Source organism: Streptomyces sp. AK08-02, from assembly GCF_033795085.1.
Lineage (GTDB): Bacteria > Actinomycetota > Actinomycetes > Streptomycetales > Streptomycetaceae > Streptomyces > Streptomyces echiniscabiei.
Genome location: NZ_JARAZV010000024.1, coordinates 1 through 15,886, shown reverse-complemented (window position 1 = coordinate 15,886; position 15,886 = coordinate 1). Strand labels below are relative to the sequence as shown.

The 15,886-nt window shown below is 71.9% G+C and carries 14 protein-coding genes and 1 pseudogene; 8 read left to right on the top strand and 7 right to left on the bottom strand.

Features of this window, described 5'->3' with window-relative positions; all coding sequences use genetic code 11:
- The first annotated feature begins 66 nt into the window (after positions 1-66).
- Entirely contained in the window at positions 67-972 is a 906-nt protein-coding gene (locus PV734_RS39160; RefSeq protein ID WP_319294174.1) for an NADP-dependent oxidoreductase, read from the top strand.
- 75 nt (positions 973-1,047) lie between these two features.
- Here the strand turns inward: PV734_RS39160 and PV734_RS39155 are convergent, their stop codons facing one another.
- Positions 1,048-1,509 carry an ATP-binding protein gene (locus tag PV734_RS39155; protein ID WP_319095367.1) on the bottom strand — a complete coding sequence of 154 codons (462 nt, stop codon included), beginning with the start codon at positions 1,507-1,509 and terminating at the stop codon, positions 1,048-1,050.
- 135 nt (positions 1,510-1,644) lie between these two features.
- Between PV734_RS39155 and PV734_RS39150 the strand changes: the two genes are divergently transcribed.
- Both PV734_RS39150 and PV734_RS39145 read left to right on the top strand, forming a co-directional pair.
- Positions 1,645-2,529, top strand: a complete 885-nt coding sequence (locus PV734_RS39150) for a helix-turn-helix transcriptional regulator (protein WP_319095368.1) — start codon at positions 1,645-1,647, stop codon at positions 2,527-2,529.
- A 3-nt stretch (positions 2,530-2,532) separates the two neighbouring features.
- Positions 2,533-2,706 carry a DUF397 domain-containing protein gene (locus PV734_RS39145; RefSeq protein WP_319095369.1) on the top strand — a complete coding sequence of 58 codons (174 nt, stop codon included), beginning with the start codon at positions 2,533-2,535 and terminating at the stop codon, positions 2,704-2,706.
- A gap of 129 nt (positions 2,707-2,835) precedes the next feature.
- Here the strand turns inward: PV734_RS39145 and PV734_RS39140 are convergent.
- From PV734_RS39140 to PV734_RS39130, 3 genes and pseudogenes are all read right to left on the bottom strand, one after another.
- Positions 2,836-2,984: pseudogene (locus PV734_RS39140) on the bottom strand (ATP-binding protein); the annotation flags it as partial.
- A gap of 210 nt (positions 2,985-3,194) precedes the next feature.
- Positions 3,195-3,845 (bottom strand): response regulator transcription factor, encoded by a 651-nt coding sequence (locus PV734_RS39135; RefSeq protein WP_319095370.1) that lies wholly within the window; start codon positions 3,843-3,845, stop codon positions 3,195-3,197.
- Positions 3,833-5,092: a sensor histidine kinase gene (locus PV734_RS39130; RefSeq protein WP_319294172.1), complete on the bottom strand. Its 1,260-nt coding sequence runs from the start codon at positions 5,090-5,092 to the stop codon at positions 3,833-3,835. The genes PV734_RS39135 and PV734_RS39130 overlap by 13 nt, the downstream gene beginning before the upstream one ends.
- A 135-nt stretch (positions 5,093-5,227) precedes the next feature.
- On the opposite strand from PV734_RS39130, the gene PV734_RS39125 reads away from it, so the two are divergent.
- Both PV734_RS39125 and PV734_RS39120 read left to right on the top strand, forming a co-directional pair.
- Positions 5,228-5,725 (top strand): hypothetical protein, encoded by a 498-nt coding sequence (locus PV734_RS39125; RefSeq protein WP_319294170.1) that lies wholly within the window; start codon positions 5,228-5,230, stop codon positions 5,723-5,725.
- Positions 5,726-5,786: 61 nt separating this feature from the next.
- A complete protein-coding gene (locus tag PV734_RS39120; RefSeq protein ID WP_319095373.1) occupies positions 5,787-5,960 on the top strand; it encodes a DUF397 domain-containing protein in 174 nt (57 codons plus the stop codon).
- On the opposite strand, the gene PV734_RS39115 is transcribed toward PV734_RS39120, so the two are convergent.
- Positions 5,944-6,618, bottom strand: a complete 675-nt coding sequence (locus tag PV734_RS39115) for a TetR/AcrR family transcriptional regulator (protein ID WP_319095374.1) — start codon at positions 6,616-6,618, stop codon at positions 5,944-5,946. The two genes, PV734_RS39120 and PV734_RS39115, sit on opposite strands and share 17 nt — an antisense overlap.
- A gap of 171 nt (positions 6,619-6,789) precedes the next feature.
- Here PV734_RS39115 and PV734_RS39110 point away from each other — a divergent pair, with 171 nt between their 5' ends.
- Together PV734_RS39110 and PV734_RS39105 are read left to right on the top strand one after the other, a co-directional pair.
- Positions 6,790-7,920: an NAD(P)/FAD-dependent oxidoreductase gene (locus PV734_RS39110; protein ID WP_319294168.1), complete on the top strand. Its 1,131-nt coding sequence runs from the start codon at positions 6,790-6,792 to the stop codon at positions 7,918-7,920.
- A gap of 110 nt (positions 7,921-8,030) precedes the next feature.
- Positions 8,031-11,177, top strand: a complete 3,147-nt coding sequence (locus PV734_RS39105; RefSeq protein WP_319294166.1) for an ATP-binding protein — start codon at positions 8,031-8,033, stop codon at positions 11,175-11,177.
- On the opposite strand, the gene PV734_RS39100 is transcribed toward PV734_RS39105, so the two are convergent.
- Positions 11,158-11,976 (bottom strand): ABC transporter permease, encoded by an 819-nt coding sequence (locus PV734_RS39100; protein WP_319095377.1) that lies wholly within the window; start codon positions 11,974-11,976, stop codon positions 11,158-11,160. The genes PV734_RS39105 and PV734_RS39100 overlap by 20 nt on opposite strands.
- Positions 11,973-12,947 (bottom strand): ATP-binding cassette domain-containing protein, encoded by a 975-nt coding sequence (locus PV734_RS39095; protein ID WP_319294164.1) that lies wholly within the window; start codon positions 12,945-12,947, stop codon positions 11,973-11,975. Before PV734_RS39095 ends, PV734_RS39100 begins: the two co-directional genes overlap by 4 nt.
- A gap of 432 nt (positions 12,948-13,379) precedes the next feature.
- Here PV734_RS39095 and PV734_RS39090 point away from each other — a divergent pair, with 432 nt between their 5' ends.
- A complete protein-coding gene (locus tag PV734_RS39090; RefSeq protein ID WP_319294276.1) occupies positions 13,380-15,644 on the top strand; it encodes an ATP-binding protein in 2,265 nt (754 codons plus the stop codon).
- Positions 15,645-15,886: the final 242 nt, after the last annotated feature.

Below are 15,886 nucleotides of genomic sequence, written 5' to 3'. Positions count from 1 at the left end.
CGGGAGCTATTCCGACGACGGGTAGGACCGCGGTTAATCCGGATCAAAAAGGTAAGGCAGGACACTATGCGTGCAGCTCGATTCCATGAATACGGCGGACCGGAGAACCTGGTGATCGAGCAGGCCCCCGACCCTCACCCCGGACCTGGTGAGATCCGTGTCCGCGTCGCGGCGGCCGGCGTCAACGCCATCGACTGGAAGCTGCGCGCCGGCTCCCTGCAGCAGTTCATCCCCCTGGAGCTACCCGCCGTCCCGGGGCGCGACGCCGCCGGTGTGGTCGACGAAATCGGTGACGGAGTACGGGGGGTGAGCATCGGCGACCGCGTCTTCGGGTTGGGCGGTGTCACCGGCGCGACCGCGGAGCTGGTCATCCTCTCGGCCTGGGCCCACACCCCCGACACGTGGAACGACGAGCAGGCCGCGGGCGCCGGACTCGCGTCCGTGACCGCGATGCGTGGCCTCGACGCGCTCGGCCCCCTCGCGGGGCGCACCCTGCTGGTCGAGGGCGCCGCCGGAGGCGTGGGCAGCGCGGCGGTCGAGATCGCCGTGGCGCAAGGTGCCACCGTGATCGGGACGGCCAGCGCACGCAACCACGAGTTCCTCACCGCTCTCGGCGCCGTTCCCACCACCTACGGCCCCGGCCTCGCGCAGCGCCTCTCCGCTCTGGCTCCGCACGGCGTCGACATCGCGCTCGACACCGCGGCCTCCGGATCCCTGGACGACCTCGTCGCGATCACGGGCGACCCGACGCGCGTCGCGACGGTCGCCGACCACGCGGGCGGGCAGCGTCTGGGCACGCATGTGGTCAACGCGGAGAACGACTCCGCCCTCCTGTCCGCGGCTGCGGAACTGGGCCGGCAAGGCCACTACACACCCCGTGTCGAGCAGACCTTCCCCCTGGAGAAAATCGCCGACGCCCACGCACACGCCGAGCGCGGACGTACACGCGGCAAGATCGTGATCCGCCTCTGAAGCGAGGGCACGGCCCGGACCACGCCGCCCGTGACCAGCGGGCGGAAGGGCCGTCAAGCGACCCGCACGGCCTCGTCACTTCCTGACGCCGATGAGTGGAACGGCGTCACGCGGGGCGACAGCGAGCCCCCACTCGGCCCAGACCGTCTTGCCCACCCCGTCCCGTGGACCCACGCCCCACTGCTCGGCGAGCGCCCCGACCAGCAGCAACCCCCGCCCGAACTGGTCGTCGTCGGTCACCTCACGAGGGCAGGGCATCCGCTCGGCACGCGGGTCACTGACCTCGACGCGCAGAGTGGCGGCGGTGCTGACGGTGAGACGTACGCGGATGAGGCGCCCCCGGAGGCTTCCGTGGAGCAGCGCGTTGGTCATCAACTCGCTGACGACGAGGGCGACATCCCCGGCGAGCTTGGGGTGCCCCCACTCGACGACCAGTCGGGCGGTGCGGTGGCGGGCAAGGGGGACGCTGCGGGTTACGGGGGTGTAGTCGAGGTGGTCTTCGTGGAGAGGTGCGGCGGGCGGTTGCGAGTCGGGCATGGGGGCCTCCATTGACTCCGCTGTGCATGCGGCTGAGCACTGAAGGTAGAGAGCCTGAAGTCTCGGGTGCAAGCTAATCGGAGATAATTGTCTCCATCGAGTGACGGAGGGGTTCCCGCACGCAACACTTACTCCGTGACTCGTACCTCAGAACTGGGCAATCGCACGTCAACTGTCCTGGGCCGCAGGCTCGGTGCCGAACTACTGCGGCTGCGCGACACCTCGGGCAAGACTCAACAGCAGGCCGCCGAGGTCATCAACGCGACCAACTCGAAGATCGTGAAGATGGAGCGCGGCTGGGTACCGATGCGAGACCCCGACATCCGCGTGCTGTGCGAGTCGTACGGTTTGAGCGATCCGAAAGCCCTGGCGCGGCTGTTGAGCCTGGCCCGGCTGGACCGCGAGCGACGCAAGGCCAAGGGGTGGTGGCAGGACTCACCTCACCCGGGCTCCCTCTCCGAGTACATCGCGTTGGAGGATGCCGCGAGCCGTGTGCGGACTTGGCAACTCAGCCTGATTCCTGGCCTGTTCCAGACCGCCGAGTACGCGCGCTCAGTGACTGTCACCGAAGGTGCCGGGGTCTGGGTAGACCCCGACGAGATCGAGCGCTTGGTCGACATCCGGATGCGCCGCCAGGCACGTTTGCACGACGAACGCCCCCTTCAGCTGTACGCCGTTGTCTGGGAAGCGGCGCTACGGCAACTGATCGGCGGGCCCGACACCATGCGCGCTCAGCTGGAACATCTGCTTGAGGTTGCCGAGCTGCCCAACGTTCGCGTGCAGGTACTGCCGTTTCGCGCGGGCGGGCATCCCTGCATTTCAGGCCCGTTCACCATCATCTCGTTCGCCGAGACCGAGGCCGTGGACGTGGTCCACGCCGATGCCATCGCCTCTACTGTGTGGGTGGAAAACGAAGCCGAGAGCGCCGCGTACAGCGGGTTCTTCGAACGTACGGCGCGACTGAGCCTCGCACCGCGCGACTCGGTCCAACTGATCGACACCATCCGCCAGGAGATCTGACTCATGCCCGAGTTCGACTTCGTCAAGTCCACCTACAGCAACGCCGGAGGCGAGTGCGTCGAAGTAGCCCGCAACCTCCCCGAAGTCGTCGCCGTCCGCGACTCCAAGTCACCCCCCGACGCCCCCATACTCCGCCTCTCCCCCACCGCCTGGCGAAGGTTCACCGCCGCACAGTGATCCGGTTCGGTCTTCGGTTCAGCGGATAGCGACTACCGGGTGCGAGCGGTTCACCGAGCACGTGAGGTATCCACGCTGGTGGGACACGTCGGGGACGTCGATGCCTAGCCGGCTGTCGCACCGGCCCGCCGCCCGGGTCTGCGCGAGGCGGTAGAAGTGCGTGCCGGTCTCAATGGTGGCCGCGTCGAGGGTGAACCGGTCGACGATGGCCGTGCAGAGCCTCGGATCACCGAACGTCTTCGTCCAGTCGCCGAAGCTTCGTTGGAAGCGATGGAGACGCGGGGTGAGTGCGCGGCGCTAGACCGGTGAGGGAGGACAGGGGGGCCTGCACCGCCAACAGGCCCTGCTGGAACAGACTTCTGACGGCACCACCGGTTTCCTTGTCCGTTCCTCCTCGGACTCGGCGAGCACCTGTCCGAAGGCGCCGCATTCCCTGTCAAGTGCTGCTCAGCACCGTTGTCGACTGGGCATGCGGGCGTGATCGCGCACTATGCGGTCGCAACGCCCAGGAAGCGCAACACCGCCAGGACGCGGCGGTGGTCGGCGTCGGCCTTGGGCAGGTCGAGCTTGGTGAAGATGCTGTTGATGTGCTTGGCGACCGCGCTCTCGCTCACGACCAGCTCGGCGGCGACGCCGGAGTTGGATCGGCCGCTCGCCATCAGCTCCAGCACCTCCCGCTCGCGCGGCGTCAGCCGGTCGAGCGGATCGCTGTGCCGGCGCACCAGCAGCTGCGTGACGACCTGCGGGTCGAGCGCGGTGCCGCCGGCCGCCACCCGGCGTACCGTCTCGGCGAACTCCTCGACGTCGGCGACCCGTTGCTTGAGCAGATAGCCGACGCCCGAGGTGTTGGCGGCGAACAGATCGGTGGCGTACCGCTCCTCCACGTACTGCGACAGCAGGAGCACGGCGGTACGCGGGTACTGGCGGCGGATCACCAGCGCGGCGCGCACTCCCTCGTCGGTGAAGCCGGGCGGCATGCGCACGTCGACCACGGCGATGTCGGGCCGGTGCTCCTCGACAGCTGCCAGCAGCCCTTCTGCGTCGGCGACTTGCGCGCACATCTCGAACCCGGCCGCCTCCAGCACCTTGACCACGCCGATGCGCAGCAAGAGGGAATCCTCGGCGATCACGGCGCGCACGGCAGCTCCACGGTGATGACGGTCGGGCCCCCGGCGGGGCTGCGGCAGGAGAACGTACCGTCGACGGACGCGACGCGCTTGGCGAGCCCGGCAAGCCCGGTGCCATCGCCGGCCACCGCGAGATCCGCGCCGCCCGCGCCGTCGTCCGCGACGACCACCAGCAGTGTCTCCCCGATCCGCTCCACGGTCACGTCCGCCCGGGTCGCCTGGGCGTGTTTGACCACGTTCGTCAGGGCTTCGGAGACCACGAAGTACGCGACGGCCTCGACCGTGGGTGAGGGGCGCTGCGGCAGGTCCACCGCCACACGCACCGGGATCGGGAGGCGGGCGGCGACCCCGGACAGCGCGGCGTCGAGGCCGCGGTCCTCGAGGACGGCCGGATGCAGGCCGCGCACCAGGTCGTTCAGCTCGGCGATCGCCTCCTTCGCCTCGCGGTGCGCCTCGTCGATCACCTTGCGGGCCTCCTCCGGCAGGTCGCCGAGGGTGGCCCTGGCCAGGCCCAGGTTGACGGCGAGTGAGACGAGGCGCTGCTGTGCGCCGTCGTGCAGGTCGCGCTCGATCCGCCGCCGCTCGGCGTCGGCGGCGGCGAGCACGCCGGCCCGGCTCTCGGCGAGGTCGACGACCCGGCGGGCCAGCTTCTCCGTGCGGCTGGGGCCGAGCAGGAGCTCGGCCGCACGGGTCTCCAGCCGCACCAGAGCGCCGGTCAGACGGGGCCCGAGGAACAGCAGGGCGAGGCCGCCGGCGGTGATGTACGCGGCCTGCGTGGTGTAGCCGAGGTCGGTGACCCGCCACTGCGATGGCAGCGCCCAGATCCACACGTAGATGGAGGCGGCCACGACAGCGGCGGCCCAGACGGCGAGGACGCCGAGGTCCAGGACGGCGAGCAGCGGTCCCGCCACGGCGTGGTAGCAGACCTGCCGCCACAGGGCCCGGCCGGTCAGCCGGCGAACCACCGACTGCCCGTTGACGGCGGGGCGCGGGAGGTCCTTGCCGACGAGCGCCCGGTAGCGCCGCCGCTGCCCGGCGGTCAGCAGGGGTGTCACCACGAGCGTGAGCAGCACGGGCAGCGGAGTCACGGCCACCGCGCCGGGCGCGCGCACCAACGCCGCCGTCGTGCCGAGCAGCCAGAGCCACAGTGGCACCACGGCGAGGTGGAGCGGCAGGCCGGCGGCGACCAGCGCGGTCCGATGTCCTGCCCTGCGGAACGGCGGGCCCGGCACCAGCCGCAGCCACGTGGTGAGTTGCATGCGTCAGACGGTAAAGCCGCAGGCCATCCCCGTGCCATGACGTTCTCTCCCGGTTCGGGGGTGCACTTTTCTCCACCCCAGGTCGGAACCCTGCGTGACTGACGGCGCCCTGGTGTGCGGCGGAGGGTGGAGCACATGAAGGGACGAGCCGACGGGGAGCGGGAGATGACGATGCGTCAACTGGTGTTGTGCGATGAGGATGTGGCCGGTGCCGAGGTCATCCCGCTCCACGAAGAGGCGGAGGAGCCGCGCCCGGCGCGGGGCATGCGGCGCGCCGAGTGGCTGCTGGTCGCCTGCGGGCTCGCCCTGCTGCCGTGGCTGTACGTGCTGGCCACCCGCCTGCCGGCCACCGCGACCGCGGCGCACTGGCCGGTCGCCTGGGTCGGACTCGACGCGCTGGAGGCGCTCGGCCTGATCGCCACCGGCCTCCTCGCCGCACGCGGCGACCGGCGGCACGCCCTGGCAGCCGCCGCGACCGCGACGCTGCTGGTGGTGGACGCCTGGTTCGACACCACGACCGCGGCCCCGGGCGGCGACTTCGCCACCGCGGTCGCCATGGCGCTCGGCGCAGAGCTGCCGCTCGCTGCGCTGTGCGGCCGGCTGGCGCTGCGGGCGCTGAGCCGACCCGCGTGACGCCGACCGCCCAGCCACATGCCACGGACCAGTCGACACCGTCCGCCAGGAGATCTGACTCATGTCCGAGTTCGACTTCGTCAAGTCCACCTACAGCAACGCCGGAGGCGAGTGCGTCGAAGTAGCCCGCAATCCAACTGGAGTCGTGGCCGTCCGCGACTCAAAAACACCCCCCGACGCCCCCACACTCCGCCTCTCCCCCACCGCCTGGCGGAACTTCACAGCCGCTCGGTGATCCCCGCCAGGATCAGGTCGATCCCCGCCAGGAACTCCCCCCGGTCGTCGTGATCCCGTAGCTGCTCCGCCACGCTCCGCGTGAACGCGTACTCCTCGGGGTCGAGGTTCGCCCAGGACGCCGAGACCTCGCCCAGGAACTCCGCCCGGGTCGTGGCCAGCCGGGGGTCGCGGGCGTTGGCCGCGTTCTGGCCGCCCACGCCGAGGATGTAGTTCAGCAGCGCGGACGCGGCCGTGAAGTGGGCGGCGTGGGGCACCCCGAGCGCCTGGACCTGGCGCCCGAGGTGCTCGAAGATCCGCAGCAGCGGCGACTGCGCCGGGGCGCGGGCGAGTTGCGTGCCGATCCACGGGTGGGCGTCGATCGCGTCGAACACGCTGAGCGCGAGGGCACGTACCGCTTGCTGCGGTGTCGGCCCGGTGACGACCGACGCCATCGCGCCGGCGACGACCGCCTCCGTGGCGGCGCCGAGCAGCTCGTCCTTGCCGGTGACATGCCAGTAGATCGCGCCGGGGCCCGTGGCGAGACGCCGGGCCAGTGCGCGGAACGTCAGCCCGCCCTCGCCCTCCGCGTCGAGAAGCTCGATCGCCGCTTCGACGATGCGCTCCCGGGAGAGCGGCTCCTCTCGTCGCTCCGGACGACGCCTCCTGGTTTCAGCCATACAGGCATCCTGACACACGCCTGGAACGTCGTTCCAGCTTGACAACTCTGGAACGCCGTTCCAGTCTGGCATCCGGGCCTTCTGGAACAACGTTCCAGGAGGCGGCAATCCTCGCGCACAGCCCCGCGCACATCTCCGTGCGTCCCTCGACGCCACCCAAAAGGAGCCACCATGCCCACCACCCCCGACATCACGATCATCGGCGCCGGACTCGGCGGACTGACCCTCGCCCGCGTCCTCCACGTGCACGGCATACCGGCGACGGTCTACGAGGCCGAGCCCTCCCCGACCGCCCGCGCACAGGGCGGGATGCTCGACATCCACGAGCACGACGGGCAGCGCGCCCTCAAGGCCGCCGGTCTGTACGACAAGTTCCGCGACCTCGTCCTGGAGGGCCGCGAGGCGACGCGGATCCTCGACCGGGACGGCACCGTTCTGTTCGAACAGGACGACGACGGCACGGGTGGCCGCCCCGAGGTGCAGCGCGGCGCGCTGCGGCAGCTGCTGCTCGACTCGCTGCCCGCCGGCACCGTCCGGTGGGGACACAAGGCCAGCGGCACCCGTACCCTCGGCGACGGCCGCCACGAGGTGACCTTCGCCGACGGCACCTCCGTCACCACGGGCCTGCTCGTCGGCGCCGACGGCGCCTGGTCCCGTGTCCGGCCGCTGCTCTCCGACGCGATACCCGAGTACGTCGGCATGTCGTTCGTCGAGACCTATCTGATCGACAGCGACACCCGGCACCCGGCGCACGCGAAGACGGTCGGCGGCGGGGCGCTGTACGCGCTCGCGCCGGGGATGGGCCTCGGGGCCCACCGGGAGAGCGGCGGCACCCTGCACACGTACGTGATGCTCGCCCGGCCCCAGGAGTGGTTCGCCGACATCGACTTCACCGACTCCGCCGCGGCGACGGCGCGGATCGCGCAGGAGTTCGACGGGTGGGCGCCCGAACTCACCGCGCTGATCACCGACGGCGAGACCGCCCCCGTCCTGCGCGTCCTCCACGCCCTGCCCGTCGAGCACCGGTGGGACAGGGTGCCGGGTGTGACCCTGGTCGGCGACGCCGCTCACCTCGCGCTCCCGAACGGCGAGGGCGCCAACCTGGCCATGCACGACGGCGCCGAACTGGCCAGGGCCATCGCCACCCACCCCGGCGACGTCGAGACCGCGCTCACCGAGTACGAGGAGGCCATGTTCCCCCGTAGCGCCACAGCCGCCGCCGACGGCAACCAGCTCCACGAGATGCTCTACGGCGACGACACCCCCCACGGCCTGATCAACCTGTTCGGCGGAGCCGCGTAACCCCGACAGCCCGACAGCCGCTCGTGCGACGGGAGTTCAGCGGACGGGCGGCCGGACTTCGGCCCACCGGCGCTCGTTCCAGCGGCCAACCCCTTGGTTACGCTGCACGCATGCCCACCGACCTGACCCTCCTCCCCCGTGTCGCCTGTCGCGGGCAGGAGGTCACCGCGCCCCGGCTGCGCGCCCTTCTCGCACTGCTCGCCGGCGACCTGCGTACCGGCTGCGGCGTCGAGCGGCTCGTCGAAGGGCTTTGGCTGCCGGACGAGTTGCCGGAGCGGCCGGGCAAGGCGCTCCAGGTGCTCGTGTCCCGGGCGCGGGCCCAGCTGGGCGCCGACCTCATCACGAGCACGCCGACCGGATACCGGCTCACCCTCACCGAGGACCAGGTCGACAGCTCGGCCCTGCTGCTGCACGCCGCCGCGAGCGCGGAGCGGTCCAGGGCCGGGGATCACGCGGGGGCGCTGGCCGCCGCCGAGGCCGGGCTCGCCCTGTGGGAGGGGGCCACGGAGCAGGGCGGCGGCGACAGCGACGACCCCGTGGCCGCGCTGCGCGCCGAGCGTGCCCCCGTACGCGGCGACCTCGTCCGCGCGCGGGCCCTCGCCCTCGCCCGGCTGGGGCGACGCGCGGAGGCCGCCGGGCCGCTGGCCGCCCTCTCCGCCGAGCACCCGCGCGACGAGGAGGTGCTCGCCGAACTGCTGCGCGCCGAGGCGGCGTCGGCGGGTCCGTCGGCCGCGCTGACCCGGTACGAGGCCTATCGGAGGGAGCTGCGCGATTCGCTCGGTACCGACCCCGGGGCTCAACTCAAGTCCGTACAGCAGGAGTTGCTGTCCGGCGAGGCGCCCGCCGTCCGGCACGGGGTGCCGCACGAGCCGAATCCGCTGCTCGGGCGGAACGAGGACATCGCCGAGGTGGAGCGGTTGCTGCGTACCTCCCGCGCCGTGACCGTCGCCGGGCCCGGCGGTCTCGGCAAGACGCGGCTCGCGCACGCCGTCAGCCGCCGCGCCGAGCAGCGCGTGGTGTACTTCGTGCCGCTCGCCGGGGTCACCGAGAACAAGGACGTGGCCGCCGAGGTGGCCTCGGCGCTCGGCGCGGGCGAGGGGCGGCCCGGTGCCGCGAGCGGCCACGACCCGGTGTCCGGCATCCTCGGCGTGTTCGGGTCCGCGCCCGCCCTCCTCGTCCTGGACAACTGCGAGCAGGTGGTCGGGGGCGCCGCCGACCTCGTACGGGCCCTGGTGTCGTCGTCGAAGGACCTGCGGGTGCTCACCACCAGCCGGTCTCCCCTGGGTCTGACGTCGGAGGCGGTGTACGCGCTGCCGGAACTCCAACTGGCCACCTCTGTCGAGCTGTTCACCCAGCGGGCCCGCGCCGCCCGGCCCGGTGTGGAGCTGCCGCCGGACGCGGTGGCGGGGCTGTGCCGTCACCTGGACGGGCTGCCGCTCGCCGTGGAATTGGCGGCGGCGCGGGTACGGGTGCTGTCGGTGCCGGAGATCGCGCGCCGCCTCGGCGACCGGTTCGCGCTGCTGCGCGGCGGGGCCCGGGACGTACCGGAGCGCCACCGCACGCTGCACGCGGTCGTGGACTGGAGCTGGAACCTCCTCGACGGGGAGGCCAGGGCCGCGCTGCGCCTGCTGTCCGTGTTCCCCGGCGGCTTCTCGGGCGAGACGGCGGAGCAAGTGCTGGGCGTGGACGCGCTGTTGCTCCTTGAGCAGCTGGCCGACCAGTCGCTGCTGACCGTCGCCGACACCCCGACCGGCGTGCGGTTCCGGATGCTGGAGACCGTACGGGAGTTCAGCGCCGCCCGGCGGGCGGAGGCCGGCGAGGAAGAGGAGGCCGTCGACCGATTCCTGGGCTGGGCGCGGGACTTCGGGGTGGCGTACCACGACTGGTACTTCGGCGCGGAGCCGCTGGCCGCCGGGGAGCGGATCAGGGCCGAGCAGGACAACCTCGTACTGGCCCTGCGGCATGCCCTGGCCCGTACCGACAACCCCACCATCGCCGCTCTCACCGCCGTCCTCACCGCCCTGTGGTCCACCGGCTCCAGCTACCGCCGTCTCCGCGCCCTCGCCGAGGACACCGGCCCGCCGCTGTCGCACTACCGCCCCGAGCCGGAATACGTCGAAGTCGCCCGCGCCGCCGCGGTGTTGTCCACGGCGAGCCTGTTCATGGGCTACGGCCCCGTCGCCGTACGCCAGTTGGTCACGCTCCGACGGCTGCCGCCGGCCCCGCCGGACACGCTGGCCCGGGCTGTCGCGGTGGTACTGAGGGCGATCCCCGAGATGCTGCCTCCCGACTACGACGTGCTGCGGGGGCTCTGCGACAGCGACCAGCCGTTGCTCGCGGGGGTCGCCGAGTGCGTCGCCACCTATGTCTGGGAGTACGAGCACGACGTCGACCGGGCGCTCGCCTCGGCCCGCCGGATCGTCACCGCGCTGGGGCCGGTCGACAACCCGTTCCTGCAGATCCTGGGCCATGCCCGACTGAGCGAGCTGTGCCTGCAGACGGAGCGGGGCGAGGCCGCGTACACGCATCTCAGGGCGGCGCTCGCGGTGCTGCCCCGGCTCGGCGACGAGCACGACTCGATCGGTGTCCGAGGGGGCCTCGCCCTCGCCTGTCTGCAGCGCGGCGACCCCGACGAGGCGGAGTACTGGCTGCGGCAGGCCGAGGACGTCAACGCCTCGTGGACGGACGACGCCGGGAACTCCGACCTCGGCGCGCGCGCCGAACTCGCTCTCGCCCGTGGGCTGACGGAGGTGGGGCTCGGCCTGTGGCGGGGTGCCGTGGAGGGGGTGGTGGGCGCCGGCGCGATGTACGACGGCGATCCGTTCCTCGACCGGTGGTCGCTGCAGATCCAGTCGACGGCGGTGACGGCGCACGCCCACGCCGGCCGTCTCGAACTGGTCGCGGAGCTGGTCGACCGGCTGCGTCAGGCGCTGCGGACCCTGCTCTCCGGTCCGCCCCGGCCGATGGAACTCCCTTTGCTCGGGACGGCGTTGTACGCGCTCGGCCTGGCAGGGCTCGCCTCCGGCGACGACGCCCTAACCTCCGTACGGATGATCGCGCTGGCCGAACGGCTGCGGGTGCTGCGCGACTACCAGCCGACGATGTCGGCGGACCGCGCGCGCAAAGCGGTCGAGGCGGCCGGGAACGGGGCCGGGGCGGCGTACGCCGACGCGGTGTCGGAGTACGCCGCCCTGGGCCGGGACGAGTTGCGGGAGGCTGCCCGCGCCGTCATGGCGGCTACTTGGGGTCGCGGTTGAACTGTGTCATCGACCAGCGGTAGCCGAGGACGGTCAGGCCTACGCACCAGGCGACCGCCATCCAGCCGTTGTTGCCGATCTCGGTGCCGAGGAGGAGTCCGCGCAGGGTCTCGATGGCCGGGGTGAAGGGCTGGTACTCGGCGATCGGCTGGAACCATCCCGGCATCGTGTCGGCCGGGGTGAAGGCGCTTGAGATGAGCGGGAGGAGGATCAGCGGCGTCGCCATGTTGCTGGCGGCCTCGGGGTTCGGGCTGGCCATGCCCATCCCGACCGCGATCCAGGTGAGCGCCAGGGCGAACAGCGCGAGCAGTCCGATCGCCGCGAGCCACTCCAGGGCCGTGGCGTCCGTGGACCGGAAGCCGATGGCCACGGCGACCAGACCGACGAGGACCAGGCTGGCGAGCACCTGCAGCACACTGCCGAGGACGTGCCCGACGAGCACCGACCCGCGGTAGACGGCCATGGTGCGGAAGCGGGCGACGAGACCCTCGTTCATGTCCATGGAGACCGAGATCGCGGCCCCGATCACGGTGCTGCCGATGGTCATCACCAGCAGGCCGGGGACGATGTAGGCGATGTAGGCGGAACGGCCCCCGCCGCCGTCGCCGATGCCCGCGCTCATCGCGGATCCGAAGATGTAGACGAAGAGCAGCAGCAGCATGATCGGCGTGAGCAGCAGGTTCAGGGTCATGGACGGGTAGCGCCGGACGTGCAGCAGGTTGCGGCGAAGCATCGTGCCGGAGTCGCGGACGGCGAGGGAGAACCGGGACGGGCGGGCGGGAAGCTGGACAGTGCTCATCGGAGGGTCTCCTTGGGCTGGTGGGGAACCTTGGCTCCGCCGGTCAGGGCGAAGAACACGTCGTCGAGGTCGGGGGTGTGCACGGTCAGCTCGTCGGCCTCGACGCCGGCCGAGTCCAGCCAGTCGAGGATGGAACGCAGCTCGCGCTGGCTGCCGTCGCTGGGAATCTGCAGCGCCAGCGCCTCGTCGTCCCTGGTGACCTCGCGCAGGGCGACGGCGGCGGACCGGTAGGCGCCCGGGTCGGTGAACCGGAGCCGGACGTGACCGCCGGGGACGAGCCGCTTGAGTTCGTCGGCGGTGCCCTCGGCGGCGATCCTGCCGTCGTTCAACACCGCGATACGGTCGGCGAGTTCGTCGGCCTCCTCCAGGTACTGGGTGGTGAGGAAGACGGTCACCCCGTCGGCGACGAGCCTGCGGATGATGCCCCACATGTTGTGGCGGCTGCGCGGGTCGAGGCCGGTGGTCGGCTCGTCGAGGAAGATGATCCGCGGGTCGCCGACCAGCGTCATGGCGAGGTCGAGGCGGCGTTTCATACCGCCGGAGTAGGTGGAGGCGGGCTTCTTCGCGGCCTCGGTGAGGTCGAAGCGCTCAAGGAGTTCGGCGGCGGAGCGCCGGCCCTCCTGCCTGGACAGGTGGTGCAGGTCCGCCATGAGGAGCATGTTCTCCTCGCCGGTGATCAGGCCGTCGACGGCGGAGAACTGCCCGGTGACGCCGATCGCGGCGCGCACGGCCTGCGGGTCGGTGGCCAGGTCGTGGCCGCCGACGCCCAGTTCGCCGGCGTCGGCGGTGACGAGGGTGGAGAGGATCTTGACGGCGGTGGTCTTGCCCGCGCCGTTCGGCCCCAGGAGGGAGAAGACGGTGCCGACCGGTACCGCCAGATCGATGCCGTCGAGGACCGTCTTGTCCCCGTATGCCTTCCGCAGCCCCTTGGCCGCGATGGCGAGCGGTGAGTGCGATGTCGTCGATGTCATGCCGCAGAGACTGCGGCAGAGCGCATTCAGCGCGGTTTCACGACGGTTTCAGCCCCCTGGAACCGGACCGGGGCGACGGCGGAGCGAAATCGGCTCGGAGACAGCTCCGAGGAAACTCCGAGAAACTCCGAGAGACACGGGGGCGCCTCCACAGGAGCTGACGCCTGGTGTGACCAGCGGCACCATCCCCCTGTGAGCGCGCTGTGTATGGGTACGGTGGCGCTGCCGTACCGGTCGACGGTGGACGGCCGCTGCGCGTCGTCCGCGTCCCGCGCACGGCCACGGTGACGGGGATGCACCGCCGCGCGGCCGTGGTGGCGGGGATGTACCAGTGCCCCTCGGGCCGCGAGGCGTCACCGATCGGCGGGTTTGCCCGGCATGCGATGCTTCCGGCAAGGAGTAGGGAGAAGGTGAGTGCGCGGCGTGACCAGCATGATCTCGGAAGCGGGCAATCTGCCCGTGGCCTTCACCAGCTTCGTGGGCCGACGCCACCTCATCGCCGAGATCCGTCGGGTTCTCGGCCCGGCCCGGCTGCTGACCCTCACCGGTATGGGCGGGGTGGGCAAGACGCGGCTGGCCGTCGAGGCGGCCGCCGCGTCGCGAAAGGCCTTCGCGGACGGGGTGTGGCTGATCGACCTTGCCCCGGTACTGGAGCCGTCGGCCGTCGCGGACGCGACCGCGGCGGCGCTGGGCGTGCCCGACCTGGGCGCCAGGCCCGTCCTGGACCAGATCACGGGGTATCTCGCCGGGCGCCGGGCGCTGATCGTGATGGACAACTGCGAGCACCTGATCGATGCCTGCGCAGAGCTGGCCGAGACGCTGCTGTCGGCCGCTCCTGAACTACGTATTCTGGCGACGAGCCGGCAGACGCTGGGCCTCGCGGGTGAGCACGTCCTGATCGTGCCGCCGCTGTCGTTGCCGGAGGAGGCTGTCGAACTCCTGCGGGACCGGGCCACCGCCATCCGGCCGGAGTTCCGGATCACCGACCTGAACCGGGCCGAGGCCTCCCGGCTCTGTGCCGACCTGGACGGACTGCCGCTGGCGATCGAGCTGGCCGCGTCCCGGCTGCGCACGCTCACCGTCGACCAGACGGTGGACCGGCTGCAGGACCGCTTCTCGCTGCTCACGAGCGGCAGCAGGACCGCACGGCCCCGGCAGCGCACGCTGCGGGCGCTGATCGACTGGAGTTACGAACTGTGCGGCCCCGCCGAGCGGCTGCTGTGGAACCGGCTGTCCGTCTTCGCGGGCGGGTTCACCCTGGACGCGGCCGAGGACGTGTGCGCCGGGGAGGGTATCGATCGGCGCGAGGTGGTGGACCTCCTGGACCGGCTGGTCGGCCAGTCCATCGTGCTGGCCACCGAGCAGGAAGGCCTGCCGCGTTACCGGCTGCTGGAGACCATCCGCCACTACGGCAGGCAGCGGCTCGCCGAGTCCGGCGAGGAACAGCGGCTGCTGCGGGGTCACCGCGACTTCTTCCTCGCCCTCGCCGAACACGGCGCCGACAGCTGGTTCGGCCCGGGCCAGCAGGAAACCCTGGCCCGGCTGCGCGCCGACCACAGCAATCTGCTCGCCGCACTGGATCAGGGCGGCGACCCGCAGGCCGAGCTGGCGCTGGCCGCGGCGCTGCGTTTCCACTGGTGTACCAACGGCTTCCTCGGCGAGGGGCGCCGCCGGCTCGAGGGGGCGCTCGCCGCCGCACCCGAGCCCACCCCGGCCAGGGCCAAGGCGCTGTGGGCCGCCGGCTGGGTGGCACTGCTGCAGGGCGATCTCGGCGCGGCCGACCAGTGGCTGAGCGAGGCCGACGAGCTGGGCGAACAGCTGGACGATCGGGCGGTACGCGCGAACGTCCTGGGCCTCCGGGGGTCGTTGGCGCTGTTCCGCCGGCGCCCCGAGGAGGCCGTGCCCCTTTTCGAGGGGGCGGTGGCCGCTCAGACCGCACTGGGGGAGGAAGCCGCGACGGTGTTCTGGCTGTTCCAGCTCGCCAACGCCCAGGCCCACCTCGGTGACCCGCGCTCGGCCGAGACCGCCAGACATGCGGTCGCCGTCGCACAGGCCCACGGCGAGGGCTTGAACCGCACGTACGCGCTGTACGTGCTGGGCCTCGACGCCTGGGTGCGCGGCGATCTCGCGGCGGCTACGGAACTGGCCTGCGCCGGGCTGGAGATCCAGCGGGGCTTCAATGACCACCTCGGGGCCGCGCTACTGCTGGAACTGCTCGCCTGGATCAGCGCGGCCAGGGACGACCACGACCGGGCGGGGCGGCTGCTGGGCACAGTGCGGACCCTGTGGAGGGACCTCGGCACCGAGCTCTTCGTGTTCGGTCCCGATCTGGCCGAACACCATGCCCGCTGCGAGGAAGCGGTCGTCAGGGCACTGGGCCCGGCGGGGTACGAGAAGGCCCTCACGGAGGGCAGCCGCTTGGACGGCGCCGGCCGGGGCCTCGCGTTCGCTCTGTCCGTCGGCGCCGGACCGGCCGCCCCGGCCGCGGCCCCGAGCCCGCTGACCCGGCGGGAACGGCAGGTGGCCGCCCTCGTGGCGCAGGGCATGACCAACCGCCAGATCGCCGCCGCGCTCGTGCTCTCCCCGCGCACGGTCGGCGGCCACGTCGACCACATCATGGCGAAGCTCGGCTACGGCCGCCGTGCCCAGATCGCGACCTGGTGGGCGGCGAACCAGGTACCCGACCCGTCCGAATGACGCATGCGCGGGGGCTACCCCCGCTGTGATCCTTGCCGTCATGGACGCCTCAACACGGCGGACATGACGGACGGGTGACACCGGCCTGCTGAAACACCGGCGGACCGATCGCGACTCCCTCCGGTACACGCATACCCGCCGACACCCCAGGGCCCCGGCGTTTGCCCGGATCGCCCCGGCCTGGGCCGGTTGATCATGCTGGCGGGCCCCGGAAGCAGATGAACACGGCACCTGTGGATCAT

Bases quoted from the DNA above. Each gene is read 5' to 3' on its own strand.
- PV734_RS39160 (WP_319294174.1), top strand. From the start codon at position 67: ATGCGTGCAGCTCGATTCCATGAATACGGCGGACCGGAGAACCTGGTG.
- PV734_RS39155 (WP_319095367.1), bottom strand. From the start codon at position 1,509: ATGCCCGACTCGCAACCGCCCGCCGCACCTCTCCACGAAGACCACCTC.
- PV734_RS39145 (WP_319095369.1), top strand. From the start codon at position 2,533: ATGCCCGAGTTCGACTTCGTCAAGTCCACCTACAGCAACGCCGGAGGC.
- PV734_RS39130 (WP_319294172.1), bottom strand. From the start codon at position 5,092: ATGCAACTCACCACGTGGCTGCGGCTGGTGCCGGGCCCGCCGTTCCGC.
- PV734_RS39125 (WP_319294170.1), top strand. From the start codon at position 5,228: ATGAAGGGACGAGCCGACGGGGAGCGGGAGATGACGATGCGTCAACTG.
- PV734_RS39120 (WP_319095373.1), top strand. From the start codon at position 5,787: ATGTCCGAGTTCGACTTCGTCAAGTCCACCTACAGCAACGCCGGAGGC.
- PV734_RS39115 (WP_319095374.1), bottom strand. From the start codon at position 6,618: ATGGCTGAAACCAGGAGGCGTCGTCCGGAGCGACGAGAGGAGCCGCTC.
- PV734_RS39110 (WP_319294168.1), top strand. From the start codon at position 6,790: ATGCCCACCACCCCCGACATCACGATCATCGGCGCCGGACTCGGCGGA.
- PV734_RS39105 (WP_319294166.1), top strand. From the start codon at position 8,031: ATGCCCACCGACCTGACCCTCCTCCCCCGTGTCGCCTGTCGCGGGCAG.
- PV734_RS39100 (WP_319095377.1), bottom strand. From the start codon at position 11,976: ATGAGCACTGTCCAGCTTCCCGCCCGCCCGTCCCGGTTCTCCCTCGCC.
- PV734_RS39095 (WP_319294164.1), bottom strand. From the start codon at position 12,947: ATGACATCGACGACATCGCACTCACCGCTCGCCATCGCGGCCAAGGGG.
- PV734_RS39090 (WP_319294276.1), top strand. From the start codon at position 13,380: ATGATCTCGGAAGCGGGCAATCTGCCCGTGGCCTTCACCAGCTTCGTG.